This window comes from Streptomyces sp. NPDC043896, assembly GCF_056435605.1.
Genome location: NZ_JBWKEE010000005.1, coordinates 177,363 through 189,761 on the forward strand (window position 1 = coordinate 177,363; position 12,399 = coordinate 189,761).

Sequence of the window (12,399 nt, forward strand, 5' to 3'; positions counted from 1 at the left end):
CAGGGCACCCCGCCCGCGGCTGCGACGCCGTCCTCGCAGCCCCCCCCCCCCCCCCCCCCCCCCCCCCCCCCCCCCCCCACACCCGGTTTCACGGGACCGACTCCCGGCGGCGGCCGGGGGACGAACATCTCTTCGCGATCATGGTTCGATCGCGGGGGCCCATGGGTGAAGATGGAGCGGTGACCTCGGCTTCTCAGCGCCCGGACGGGCCGACCCCCGCGACACGGCTCATCGCCACCGATCTCGACGGCACCCTGCTGCGCGACGACAAGTCCGTCTCGCACCGCACGGTCGCCGCGCTCGCCGCGGCCGAGGAGGCCGGGATCGAGGTCTTCTTCGTCACGGGCCGACCGGCCCGCTGGATGGACGTGGTCAGCGACCACGTCCACGGCCACGGCCTGGCGATCTGCGCGAACGGCGCCGCCGTCGTCGACCTGCACGCCGGCCGGGAGTTCGTACAGGTCAGGGCGCTGCCCCGGGCCACCGCACTCACCGTGGTGGAAACCCTCCGGCAGGCCGCCCCCGGCACCTCCTTCGCGGTCGAGATGACCACCGGCATCAACTACGAGCCGGCCTACCCGCCGTTCTTCCAGGACCCGGGTGCCACGGTCGCCACCGCCGAGAAGCTGCTCCACGAGGAGCACGACGACCAGGCGGCGCCGGTCCTGAAGCTCCTCGCGCACCACCCGGAACTGGCCCCGGACGAGTTCCTCGCCCTGGCCCGGTCGGCCGCCGGCGCCTACGCCTCGATCACCCGCTCCAGCCCGACCGCACTGCTGGAGATCAGCGGGCTCGGTGTGTCCAAGGCCAGCACCCTGGAGCTGTGCTGCGCCGAACGCGGCATCTCCCCCGCCGAGGTGGTGGCCTTCGGGGACATGCCGAACGACGTGGAGATGCTCCGCTGGGCCGGAACCTCGTACGCGATGGGCAACGCCCACCCGGACGTCATCGCGGCCGCGTCCGGCCGGACGGTCGACAACAACGAGGACGGGGTCGCCGTCGTCATCGAACAGATCCTGGCGGAGCTGGCCGCACGCGGCTAGCCGCGCTCCGCGGCCCGCCCGCGACGGCTCACAGCGGGGCCTCCCACACCAGGGTGGTCCCGCCGCCGTCCTCCCCGATGCCGGATCCGTACCAGCTGGAGCCGCCGAGCGACTCCGCCCTGCGGCGCAGGTTCCGCAGCCCGCTGCGCCGGCCCCCCTCCGGCATGCCCACACCGTCGTCGGCCACCTCCAGCCGTACCCCGGGCCGCCCGTCGGGCAGGCTGACCGTGGAGTCCACCAGGACCTCGATCCGGGACGCGTCCGCGTGCCGGAACGCGTTGGACAGCGCCTCGCGCAGGGCGGCGATCAGGTTCTTGCCGACCAGTTCGCCGACGACCGCGTCGATCGGACCGAGGAAGCGGTGCGCGGGCTTGAAGCCCAGGGGCACGGCCGCCATGTTGATCTCCCGCAGCACCCGGGTGCGCAGTCCCGACGGGACCTCCGCCGGGCCCTGCTGGAGGGCGAAGATCGCGGTGCGGATCTCCTGGATCGTCACGTCCAGCTCGTCCACCGCCTTGCCCACGCCGTCACGGACCTCAGGGACGATCGACCGGCGCTGCGCGCCCTCCAGCATCATCCCGGTGGCGAACAGCCGCTGGATGACCAGGTCGTGGAGGTCCCGGGCGATCCGGTCGCGGTCCTCGAACACCGCGAGCCGCTCCCGGTCGCGCTGCGCCTCGGCCATCATCAGCGCGAGGGCCGCCTGGGAGGCGAACTGCGTGGCCAGGGTCCGCTCCGCTTCCGTGAAGGGCCTCTTGCCTCGGGCCCGCGGGGTGACCAGCGCGCCCAGCACCCGCCCGCCGCTGTGCAGCGGCAGCATCATGCAGGGGCCGTACTGGCTCGTCAGCCTGCTGATCATGCGGGGATCGACGGCGGCGTCCTCCACGAAGACGGGCTCGCCCCGCAGCAGCTTGTCCACCACCGGGCTCTCGGCGGGAACGACCACGCCGAGCGAGGTGGCAGGGTTGTCGGCGGATACCGCGACGATCTCCATGCCGCCCTCCGCCGCAGGCAGCATCACGATCCCGGCGGCCGAGTCGGCCAGGCGGCGCGCCTGTTCGGCCACGACCGAGAGGGCGTCGTCCGCGTCCCCGCCGGACAGCAGGGCGGTGGTGACGGCCACCGAGCCGTCGATCCAGCGCTCGCGCTGGGTGGCGGCCTCGTACAGGCGGGCGTTGCCGATGGCGATGCCCGCCTCGGTGGCGAGCACCCGGACCATGTGGACGTCGTAGTCGTTGAACTCGCCGCCGCCGTTCTTCTCCGCGAGGTAGAGGTTCCCGAAGATCTCCCCCTGCACCCGGATCGGAACGCCGAGGAAGGTCTTCATGGGCGGATGGTGCGCGGGAAAGCCCGCCGACCGCGGGTCCTTCGTCAGGTCGGCGAGCCGCACCGTGTCGGGATGGGAGATGAGCGCCCCGAGCAGCCCCCGCTTCCCGTCGGGACGGTGCCCGATCCGGCGCGCCAGCTCGCTGCTGACGCCGAAGGTCACGAAGTCCGAGAGCCCGGGGCCGTCCGTGTCCACGACCCCGATCGCCGCGTAGCGGGCGTCCGCGAGCTCGGCGGCCGTCTCGCAGATGCGGTCGAGCGTGGAGTGCAGTTCGAGGCCGGTACCGACCGAGCGCATGGCCTCCAGCAGCTGCGGGACGCGGGCGGTCAGCTCGGTGGACAGCCCTTGCAGGCTCCGGGTGGCCTGGGTGGCGGCCTCAAGCGAATCCGGTGCGCCCCCACGGGATTCCGGTGACTCCGGCGATTCCTGCGACTCCTGCACTGACATGCCCTTGAGCCTAGTTAGTCCCGTTTAGCAGGGAAAGTCAGCTGGTGGCGCCGGACAGCGCCCCGTCTGCTTCCCGTTCCCGCTCCAGGAGGCTCCGCAGCGGACCCTCGACCGCCGCCAGCTCCTCATACCCGCCGCGCTGCACGACCGCTCCCCCGTCCAGTACGAGCACCTCGTCCACCGCCGCCAGTCCGGCGAGCCGGTGCGTGATCAGTACGGTGGTCCGGCCCTCGGTGGCCGTCAGGAGATCCGCCGTGAGGGCGTCGGCGGTCGCCAGGTCCAGGTGCTCGGCCGGCTCGTCGAGGACGAGCACGGGGAAGTCCGCGAGCAGGGCCCGGGCCAGGGCCAGCCGCTGGCGCTGACCGCCGGAGATCCGCTCGCCGTGCTCCCCGACCAGGGTGTCCAGCCCGTCCGGGAGGCCGTCGGCCCACTCCAGCAGCCGGGCGTTGGCGAGCGCCTCGCGCAGCTCCTCCTCACTCGCCCCGGGACGGGCCAGCCGCAGGTTCTCGCGCACCGAGCTGTCGAAGAGGTGCGCGTCCTGGGCGCACAGGCCCACGACCTGGCGTACGTCGTCGCCGTCGAGGGCCCGCACGTCCGTACCGCCCAGGGTGTACCGGCCCTCGCGCGGGTCCAGGAAGCGCAGCAGGACCTGCGCCAGCGTGGTCTTGCCCGAACCCGACGGCCCGACGACCGCGATGCGCCGGCCGGCCTCCAGGGTCAGGTCCAGCCCGTGCAGCGCGTCCCGCTCCTGCCCGCCGTACCGGGCGGCGAGCCCCGCCAGCCGCAGCGGGAACGGCGACTTCGGCAGCGCACGCGGCTCGGCCGGCTCGGCGACGGGCACCGGGGCGTCGAGCACCTCGTACACCCGCTCGGCGCTGCGGCGCACCCGCTGCCGGTACTGGACGGCCAGCGGGAGCCCGGTGACGGCCTCGAAGGCGGCCAGCGGGGTCAGCACCACCACCGCCATGGACACCCCGGACAGCCGCCCGTCGACGACGGCCCCCGCGCCGGCGAGCGCGGCGCACACCACCGTGAGCCCGCACACCAGGGCGGACAGCCCGCTGCCGAGCCCGGTGGCCGCAGCCCCGCGCGAGGCGATCCGGGTCAGCACTCCGTCGCTCTCCCGCGCCCGCTCCTTCCGGCCGGCCAGGGCCCCGGCCACCGTCAGCTCTGCGGTACCGGTCAGCAGATCGGCCACCCGGGTGGCGAGTTCGCCCCGGGCCGGCGCAAGCCGCCGCTCGGCACGCCGCGCGCAGGCCCCGCTGAGCAGCGGCACCCCCACCCCGGCCGCGAGCAGCCCCACCGCGAGCGCGGCCCCCGCCTCCGGCAGCAGCCAGGAGGTGAACGCCACCGACCCGGTGCCGACGAGTACCGCCGTGCCCACCGGCAGCAGCCAGCGCAGCCAGTAGTCCTGGAGCGCGTCGGCGTCGGCCACCAGCCGGGACAGCAGGTCCCCGCGCCGCTGCTCGCGCAGTCCGGCGGGGGCGATCCGCTCCAGCCGCCGGTACACCGCCACCCGCAGGTCGGCGAGCATCCGCAGCACGGCGTCGTGCGACACGAGCCGCTCGGCGTACCGGAAGACGGCCCGCCCGATGCCGAAGGCCCGCGTGGCCGTGACGGCCACCATCAGGTACAGCACCGGGGGCTGTTCCGAGGCCCTGGAGATCAGCCAACCGGAGACGGCCATGAGCCCCACGCTGCTCCCGACGGCCAGCGCCCCGAGCAGCAGCCCGAGCCGGAACCGGCCCTGCCAGGCCGCGGCCACGGCCCGCACCCGCCGCAGCGGGTCCCCGCCCGCTCCGGCACGGACCGCGTTCCCGCCGCCCGGGCCGCCGCCGCCCGGCCCGCCGCCGTCCGGCCCCGGCGCGCCCCCGAGGATCCACTCGCCGGGTCCGGCCGACCCCGCGGGCCTGCGCGGGGCCGCCTCCGGGGCGGCGCCCCGGGCGGACTTCACGGCGGCGACGGGCACGGGCCCCGCCACGACGCCGGAGCCGGACTCCGCAGCCGTTCCCGGCAGGCCCTGGGCGCCTTCGCCCACCGCCACCACCCGGTCGGCGACCGCCAGCAGCGCCGGCCGGTGCACCACGAGCAGCACGGTCCGCCCGGCCGCGAGGCGGCGTACGGCCTCCACGACGGCGGCCTCGGTCTCCCCGTCCAGGGCGGCCGTCGGCTCGTCCAGCAGCAGCACCGGCCGGTCGGCGAGGAACGCCCGGGCCAGGGCGAGGCGCTGGCGCTGCCCGGCGGACAGCCCGGCCCCGCCCTCACCGAGCAGGGTCCGCGCCCCGCGCGGCAGGGCGGCGACGAACTCCCACGCCCCGGCATCGCGCAGGGCCGCCTCCACCGCGTCGTCATCCGCCCCGGGACGGGCCAGGCGGACGTTCTCGGCGATGCTCCCCGCAAACAGGTGAGGCCGCTGCGGCACCCACGCGATCCGCTCCCGCCACTGGGCGAGGGAGAGCTCCGCCAGGTCCGTGTCCCCGATCCGCACCCGCCCCTCGGTCGGGGTCACGAAGCCGAGCAGCACGTTCAGCAGGGTGGACTTGCCGGCCCCGCTCGGCCCGGTGAGGGCCACGCACTCGCCCGGTTCGACGACGAACGAGACGGGACCGGGCGAGCTCGTGCCCCGCCCCTCGTACCGGACGCCGACCCCGTCGAGGGCGATCCGCAGGCCGGTGGCGGGGACGTCGGCGCCGCCGCCCCGGACGGGCGCCGGGGTCTCCAGGACCTCGAAGATCTCTTCCGCGGCGGCCAGGCCCTCGGCGGCCGCGTGGTACTGCGCCCCCACCTGCCGCAGCGGCAGATAGGCCTCGGGCGCGAGGATCAGGATGACCAGGCCGGTGTACAGGTCCAGTTCGCCGTGCACGAGCCGCATGCCGATGGTGACCGCGACGAGCGCGACCGACAGCGTCGCGAGGAGCTCCAGCGCGAAGGAGGAGAGGAAGGCGATGCGCAGCGTGCGCATCGTGGCCTGGCGGTAGTCGTCGGTGATCCTGCGGATCGACTCGGCCTGCGCCTTGGCCCGGCCGAACACCTTCAGCGTGGGGAGCCCCGCGACCACGTCGAGGAAGTGTCCCGACAGCCGGGACAGCAGCCGCCACTGGCGGTTCATCCGGCTCTGGGTGGCCATGCCGATGAGAATCATGAACAGCGGGATCAGCGGCAGGGTGACCACGATGATGGCCGCTGACACCCAGTCCTCGGTGACGATCCGGGCGAGCACCGCCACCGGGACCACCACCGCGAGCCCCAGCTGGGGCAGGTAGCGGGAGAAGTAGTCGTCGAGCGCGTCCACGCCCCGAGTGGCCAGGGACACCAGGGATCCCGTGCGCTGGCCGCTGAGCCAGCCGGGCCCCAGGTCGGCGGCCCGGTCCAGCAGCCGGCCCCGCAGCTCCGACTTGACCGCCGCGCTCGCCCGGTGCGCGGCCAGCTCCGTGAGCCAGGCGACGAGGCCGCGCCCCAGCGCCACCGCCGCGAGCAGCAGCAGTGGCGTCCGGAGTGCGGCCCCGTCGAGGCCCCGCTCGAAGGCTCCGACCACGATCTCGGCGATGAGCATCGCCTGACCGACGACCAGCCCCGCTCCGGCCAGCCCGAGGGCCACCACCGCCGCCAGGAAGAGACGGGTGGAACGGGCGTACCGCAGCAGGCGCGGGTCGATCGGTTTCACGTGAAACATCCCCTCGGCAGGGTCGGGCAGGAGTGACGCGCGCGGTTCAGTGCGCGTCGACGATGTGCTGCGTACCGATCCGCTTGCGGAACACCCAGTACGTCCAGCCCTGGTAGAGCAGGACCAGGGGAGTGGCCACGGCCGCGCACCAGGTCATGATCTTCAGCGTGTACGGCGTGGACGAGGCGTTGGTGACCGTGAGGCTCCAGGCCGCGTCCAGCGAGGACGGCATGACGTTCGGGAACAGCGTCAGGAAGAGCATCGCGACGGCGGCCGCGATGGTGATCCCGGACAGGGCGAACGCCCAGCCCTCCCGGCCCGCCAGGTTGAACCCGAGGGCCGCGACCAGCGCCAGGACGGCGACGGCCAGGGCGACCAGGCTCCACACGTCACCGCGCGAGGCCTGGGTCCAGATCAGGAAGGCCAGGGCCAGGACGGCCGTCACCACGCCCAGCCGGGTGGCCAGCGCACGCGCGCGGTCCCGGATGTCACCGACGGTCTTCAGCGCGGCGAAGACCGCGCCGTGGAAGGTGAACAGGGTGAGGGTGACCAGGCCGCCGAGGACCGAGTAGACGTTGATCAGGTCGAGCACGCTTCCGACGTACTCCAGGTCCTGGTCGATCTTCACACCGCGCACGATGTTGGCGAACGCCACGCCCCAGAGGAAGGCCGGGATCAGCGAGGTCCAGAAGATCACGTGCTCCCAGTTGGTCTGCCACCGGTCCTCCGGCCGCTTGTGCCGGTACTCGAAGGCGACGCCCCGGAGGATCAGGCAGACCAGGATGACCAGCAGCGGCAGGTAGAACCCGGAGAAGAGGGTGGCGTACCACTCGGGGAAGGCGGCGAAGGTGGCACCGCCCGCCGTGAGCAGCCAGACCTCGTTGCCGTCCCAGACGGGCCCGATCGTGTTGATCAGGACCCGCTTCTCCATGCGGTTCCGGGCGAGCAGCTTGGTCAGGACGCCGATGCCGAAGTCGAAGCCCTCCAGGAAGAAGTAGCCGGTCCACAGGACGGCGATCAGAACGAACCAGACGTCGTGAAGTTCCATGGTGTGGTCTCCTCAGCCTCAGTACGAGAAGGCCATCGGCCGGTCGGGGTTCTTGTCGTCCCCGCCGATCCTGGTGGGCGGGTTGAGGTCGGCCTCGGTGAGCTCGGGCGGACCGGCCTTGACGTACTTCACGAGCAGCCTGACCTCGATCACCGCGAGGACGGCGTAGAGCAGCGTGAAGCCGATCATCGAGGTGAGCACCTCGGCCTGCGAGACGTTCGGCGAGACCGCGTCCCTGGTGCGCAGCACCCCGTAGACCACCCAGGGCTGGCGGCCCATCTCGGTGAAGATCCAGCCCCAGGAGTTGGCGATCAGCGGGAAGAGCATGGTCCAGAGCGCGACGATCCAGTACAGCCGGGAGAACCGGGGGCTGAGCGCCTTCTTGAAGAGAACGAGATGGGGGACCTCGTCCTCTCCGGTGCGCAGCGCCGGCGGCAGCAGGAACCGCTTGCGGGTCAGCCACAGGCCCAGCATGCCGACCCCGAGGGAGGCCATGCCGAAGCCGATCATCCAGCGGAAGCCCCAGTAGGCGACGGGGATGTTGGGGCGGTAGTCGCCGGGGCCGAACTTCTCCTGCTCGGCCTTGTTGACGTCGTTGATGCCCGGGACGAAGGAGTCGAAGTCGCCGTTGGCGAGGAAGGACAGCACACCCGGGACCTCGATGGCCACCTTGTTGTGGCCCTTCTCCACGTCCCCGTAGGCGAAGACGGAGAAGGGGGCCGGCGCCTCGCCGTCCCAGAGGGCCTCGGCGGCCGCCATCTTCATGGGCTGCTGCTTGAACATCACCTTGGCGAGCAGGTCACCGCTGATCGCGGTACCCAGACCGGCGATGATCATGACGACCAGGCCGACCCGCAGCGAGCTGCGCATCACGGGCACGTGCTTCTTGCGCGCGAGGTGGAAGGCCGCGATGCCGACCATGAAGGCGCCGCCGACGAGGAACGCGGCCGTGATGGTGTGGAAGAACTGGGTGAGCGCCGTGTCCTGGGTGAGGACCGCCCAGAAGTCGGTGAGCTCGGCCCGGCCGCGCTCCTCGTTGATGCGGTACCCGACCGGGTGCTGCATCCAGGAGTTGGCCGCCAGGATGAAGTAGGCGGACAGGACGGTGCCGAGGGAGACCATCCATATGCAGGCCAGGTGGATCTTCTTCGGCAGCTTGTCCCAGCCGAAGATCCACAGGCCGATGAAGGTCGACTCGAAGAAGAAAGCGATCAAGGCTTCGAACGCCAGGGGCGCGCCGAAGATGTCACCCACGAACCGCGAGTAGTCGGACCAGTTCATGCCGAACTGGAACTCCTGGACGATGCCGGTGACGACACCCATCGCGATATTGATCAAGAAAAGCTTGCCCCAGAACTTCGTGGCCCTGAGGTATTTCTCCTTCTCGGTCCGCACCCACGCGGTCTGCAGGCCGGCGGTCAGCGCGGCGAGCGAGATCGTGAGCGGCACGAAGAGGAAGTGGTAGACGGTGGTGATGCCGAACTGCCAGCGCGCCAATGTCTCGGGCGCCAAAGCTAGGTCCACGTCGTCTTCTCCTTGTCGTCGCCGTGGTCACAGCGGGCAGTCTGCCTGGCGGGTTCCCTCCCATACGGGGAGGAAGCAGGACACGCTTGTGAACGCGTTCACATTCACAAGCATTATGTCCTACCAGCCCCCGCGCAAATCGGCCGGGGTACCCCTAATCGGCCACTAGCCAAGAATTTCAACAGATTGTTGAATGTGGCCCATGCAGATTCGAATCTCCTGGCCCGCGGGCCTGCTCACCGCGACCCTCGACGAGACCCCGACCAGCAAGGCGCTGGCCGCGGCACTCCCGATCTCCGCCTCCGCGAACACCTGGGGCGAGGAGGTCTACTTCGACACCGGCGTCTCCGTGGCGCTGGAGCACGACGCCCAGCAGGTCGTCGAGCCCGGCACCGTCGCCTTCTGGACCGAGGGCGACGCCCTCGCCCTGCCCTACGGCCCCACGCCCATCTCGCGCGGAGGCGAGAGCCGCCTGGCGAGCCCCTGCAACGTGCTCGGCTCGTTCGACGGCGACCCCCGCCTCCTGGCCACCATCCGCGACGGCGACCCCGTCCGTGTGGAACTGGTCTGACGACCCGGACCACGGCCCCTTGACGGCCTGGACTACAGCTCCTTGAAGAAGGCCTCCGCCGTGTGCAGGAAGAGGTCGTTCGCCTCGGTCTCACCGATCGTGACCCGCAGGCCCTCGCCCGCGAAGGGCCGGACCACCACACCGGCCTTCTCGCAGGCCGCCGCGAACTCGGCGGTCCGCTCCCCCAGCCGCATCCAGACGAAGTTGGCCTGGGTGTCCGGCACCGTCCAGCCCTGCGCCAGCAGCGTCTCGTGCACCCGCGCGCGCTCGCTCACCAGCGCCCCGACCCGGCCCATCAGCTCGTCCTCGGCCCGCAGCGAGGCGACCGCCGCGTCCTGGGCGAGCTGGCTCACGCCGAAGGGCACCGCCGTCTTGCGCAGCGCCGCCGCCACCGGCTCGTGCGCGACCGCGAAGCCGACGCGCAGGCCGGCCAGCCCGTACGCCTTCGAGAAGGTGCGCAGCACCGCCACGTTCGGGCGGTTGCGGTAGATCTCGATGCCGTCCGGCACGTCGGCGTCGCGCACGAACTCGCGGTACGCCTCGTCCAGTACCACCAGGACGTCCGAGGGCACCCGGTCCAGGAAGCGCTCCAGCTCGGCACGGCGCACCGCGGTGCCGGTGGGGTTGTTGGGGTTGCAGACGAAGATCAGACGGGTCCGCTCGGTGATCGCGGCGGCCATCGCGTCCAGGTCGTGGACGTCCCCGTCCGTCAGCGGAACCTGCACCGACTTCGCGCCGGAGATCTGCGTGATGATCGGGTAGGCCTCGAAGGACCGCCAGGCGTATATGACCTCGTCACCCGGGCCGGCCGTCGACTGGATCAGCGACTGGGCCACTCCCACCGAACCGGTGCCCGTGGCGATGTGCTCGACCGGCACGCCGAAACGCTCCGCCAGCTCGTTCACCAGGCCGGTGCACGCCATGTCCGGGTAGCGGTTGAACCGTCCGGCGGCTGCCACAGCGGTCTCCAGGACCCCCGGCAGCGGCGGGTAAGGGTTCTCGTTCGAGGACAGCTTGAAAGCGACGGCCCCGCCCGCGGCGGCGGGCTTGCCGGGCTTGTAGGTGGGGATGCCGTCCAGCTCGGCGCGCAGCTTCGGGCTCTTCTCGCTCACCGCAGGTCCTCCTCGACCGTCCCGTCGACGTCCCCGTCGACTCAATACTGCTCACCTTATGAGGATTCCGCCGATCCGAGAATGGTGGGCGCCAGGAACACAGGGGGAGCGCGCGCATATATGCGCGCGCCGGTGGCCCGCGCCGTGGCGCGCGTCCCTCGTGCAGGTGAGTTGCGACCGGCCCGGGACGGCCCCGTTTTGGCATGCTCGTACCCGCCGACAAGCCCCACCCTCAGACCCAGAAGCGAAATACCTCTGATTCCAAGGTCATTGGGGGTGGCGAACCATGCAGAATCGTGCCTGTCAACGCGTGCATATGCACCCGAACCACCCTCCCCTCCGAGCCCTACTATCGGCTCGCCATGACAGCAGCAGGGAAGCATCAGGTGAGCCGGACCGAGACCACCCGGCGGGTCGGCGGGCGACAGGGCCGGGCCGGCATCAGGGACGTGGCCGCCGCGGCGGGCGTGTCCATCACAACCGTCTCCGACGCGCTCAATGGCAAGGGGAGGCTCCCGGACGCCACCCGCCGCCACGTCCGCGAGGTCGCCGACCGGCTGGGCTACCGCCCCTCCGCCGCGGCCCGCACCCTCCGTACCGGCAAGTCGGGCCTCATCGGCCTGACCGTGACCACGTACGGGGATGAACCTTTCACCTTCACCGAATTCGCGTACTTCGCCGAGATGGCGAGGGCCGCGACCTCCGCCGCGCTCGCCCGCGGCTACGCCCTCGTCATCCTCCCCGCCACCTCACGGCACGACGTCTGGTCCAACGTGGCCCTCGACGGCACCGTCGTGATCGACCCCTCCGACCACGACCCCGTCGTCAGCGAGCTCGTCCGCCAGGGCCTGCCCGTGGTCTCCGACGGCCGGCCCGCGGGCACCCTCCCCGTCACCGCCTGGGTCGACAACGACCACGAGGCCGCCGTACTGGGCCTGCTCGACCACCTCGCCGCCGCCGGCGCCCGCCGCATCGGGCTGCTGACCGGCACCACCACCGACACGTACACCCGGCTCTCCACGACCGCCTACCTCAACTGGTGCGAGCGCGTCGGCCAGGACCCCGTCTACGAGTCCTACCCCGCCCACGATCCCTGTGCGGGTGCCGTCGCCGCCGACCGCCTTCTGGCCCGCCCCGACCGGCCGGACGCCGTCTACGGGCTCTTCGACCCCAACGGCACCGACCTCCTCGCCGCCGCCCGGCGCTACGGGCTGCGGGTCCCCGAGGACCTCCTCCTGGTCTGCTGCAGCGAATCGACCGTCTACGCCAACACCGAACCGCCCATCACCACGCTCTCCCTCAAGCCCCGCCGCATCGGAACCGCCGTGGTGCAGCTGCTGATCGACGCGATCGAGGGAGTGGACACCGGACGCCCCGTCGAGCAGGTCGTGCCGACCGAGCTCATCATCCGCACCTCCTCGCAGCGCAGAACCCCCCGGACGACCGTCAGCCCGCCGCGCTCACCCGCCCAGGACTGACCGCCACACCGTCACCTCGGCGGAGCCGACGGCCCCGCCGAGGATTTCAACAACTCCGAAATCGGGAGAAAAGGGCAGGAAGGAGAGGTTCCGGCCAGGATTCACCACCCCTGGTGCGTCACAGAGCGCGAGCCGCATTCCTATGATGGGCGCACGACATCACGGACCCTCCGCCCAGGCGGTGA

At 71.9% G+C, this 12,399-nt stretch carries 8 protein-coding genes; 3 read left to right on the plus strand and 5 right to left on the minus strand.

What is annotated here, in order from left to right; all coding sequences use genetic code 11:
- Positions 1-161 precede the first annotated feature (161 nt).
- Positions 162-1,043, plus strand: a complete 882-nt coding sequence (locus AC069X_RS09150) for a Cof-type HAD-IIB family hydrolase (RefSeq protein ID WP_478726660.1) — start codon at positions 162-164, stop codon at positions 1,041-1,043.
- A 28-nt stretch (positions 1,044-1,071) separates the two neighbouring features.
- On the opposite strand, the gene AC069X_RS09155 is transcribed toward AC069X_RS09150, so the two are convergent.
- From AC069X_RS09155 to AC069X_RS09170, 4 genes are read right to left on the minus strand one after another with little or no spacing between them, the layout of a single operon-like run.
- The gene (locus AC069X_RS09155) at positions 1,072-2,817 is read right to left on the minus strand and encodes a sensor histidine kinase (RefSeq protein ID WP_478726662.1); all 1,746 of its coding nucleotides are present in this window, start codon (positions 2,815-2,817) and stop codon (positions 1,072-1,074) included.
- A 37-nt stretch (positions 2,818-2,854) separates the two neighbouring features.
- Entirely contained in the window at positions 2,855-6,481 is a 3,627-nt protein-coding gene (cydD, locus tag AC069X_RS09160) for a thiol reductant ABC exporter subunit CydD (protein WP_478726664.1), read from the minus strand.
- A gap of 46 nt (positions 6,482-6,527) precedes the next feature.
- Positions 6,528-7,529 (minus strand): cytochrome d ubiquinol oxidase subunit II, encoded by a 1,002-nt coding sequence (gene cydB / locus AC069X_RS09165; RefSeq protein WP_478726666.1) that lies wholly within the window; start codon positions 7,527-7,529, stop codon positions 6,528-6,530.
- A gap of 18 nt (positions 7,530-7,547) precedes the next feature.
- Entirely contained in the window at positions 7,548-9,053 is a 1,506-nt protein-coding gene (locus AC069X_RS09170) for a cytochrome ubiquinol oxidase subunit I (protein WP_478726668.1), read from the minus strand.
- Positions 9,054-9,255: 202 nt separating this feature from the next.
- On the opposite strand from AC069X_RS09170, the gene AC069X_RS09175 reads away from it, so the two are divergent.
- The gene (locus AC069X_RS09175) at positions 9,256-9,624 is read left to right on the plus strand and encodes a cyclophilin-like fold protein (protein ID WP_478726670.1); all 369 of its coding nucleotides are present in this window, start codon (positions 9,256-9,258) and stop codon (positions 9,622-9,624) included.
- A gap of 32 nt (positions 9,625-9,656) precedes the next feature.
- Here the strand turns inward: AC069X_RS09175 and hisC are convergent, their stop codons facing one another.
- Positions 9,657-10,736 carry a histidinol-phosphate transaminase gene (gene hisC, locus AC069X_RS09180; RefSeq protein ID WP_478726672.1) on the minus strand — a complete coding sequence of 360 codons (1,080 nt, stop codon included), beginning with the start codon at positions 10,734-10,736 and terminating at the stop codon, positions 9,657-9,659.
- A 362-nt stretch (positions 10,737-11,098) separates the two neighbouring features.
- On the opposite strand from hisC, the gene AC069X_RS09185 reads away from it, so the two are divergent.
- On the plus strand, positions 11,099-12,214 hold the full coding sequence (locus tag AC069X_RS09185; protein WP_007265278.1) for a LacI family DNA-binding transcriptional regulator: 1,116 nt from the start codon (positions 11,099-11,101) through the stop codon (positions 12,212-12,214).
- The last annotated feature ends 185 nt before the right edge of the window (positions 12,215-12,399 follow it).

Bases quoted from the DNA above. Each gene is read 5' to 3' on its own strand.
- cydB (WP_478726666.1), bottom strand. From the start codon at position 7,529: ATGGAACTTCACGACGTCTGGTTCGTTCTGATCGCCGTCCTGTGGACC.
- AC069X_RS09175 (WP_478726670.1), top strand. From the start codon at position 9,256: ATGCAGATTCGAATCTCCTGGCCCGCGGGCCTGCTCACCGCGACCCTC.
- AC069X_RS09150 (WP_478726660.1), top strand. From the start codon at position 162: ATGGGTGAAGATGGAGCGGTGACCTCGGCTTCTCAGCGCCCGGACGGG.
- AC069X_RS09155 (WP_478726662.1), bottom strand. From the start codon at position 2,817: ATGTCAGTGCAGGAGTCGCAGGAATCGCCGGAGTCACCGGAATCCCGT.
- AC069X_RS09185 (WP_007265278.1), top strand. From the start codon at position 11,099: ATGACAGCAGCAGGGAAGCATCAGGTGAGCCGGACCGAGACCACCCGG.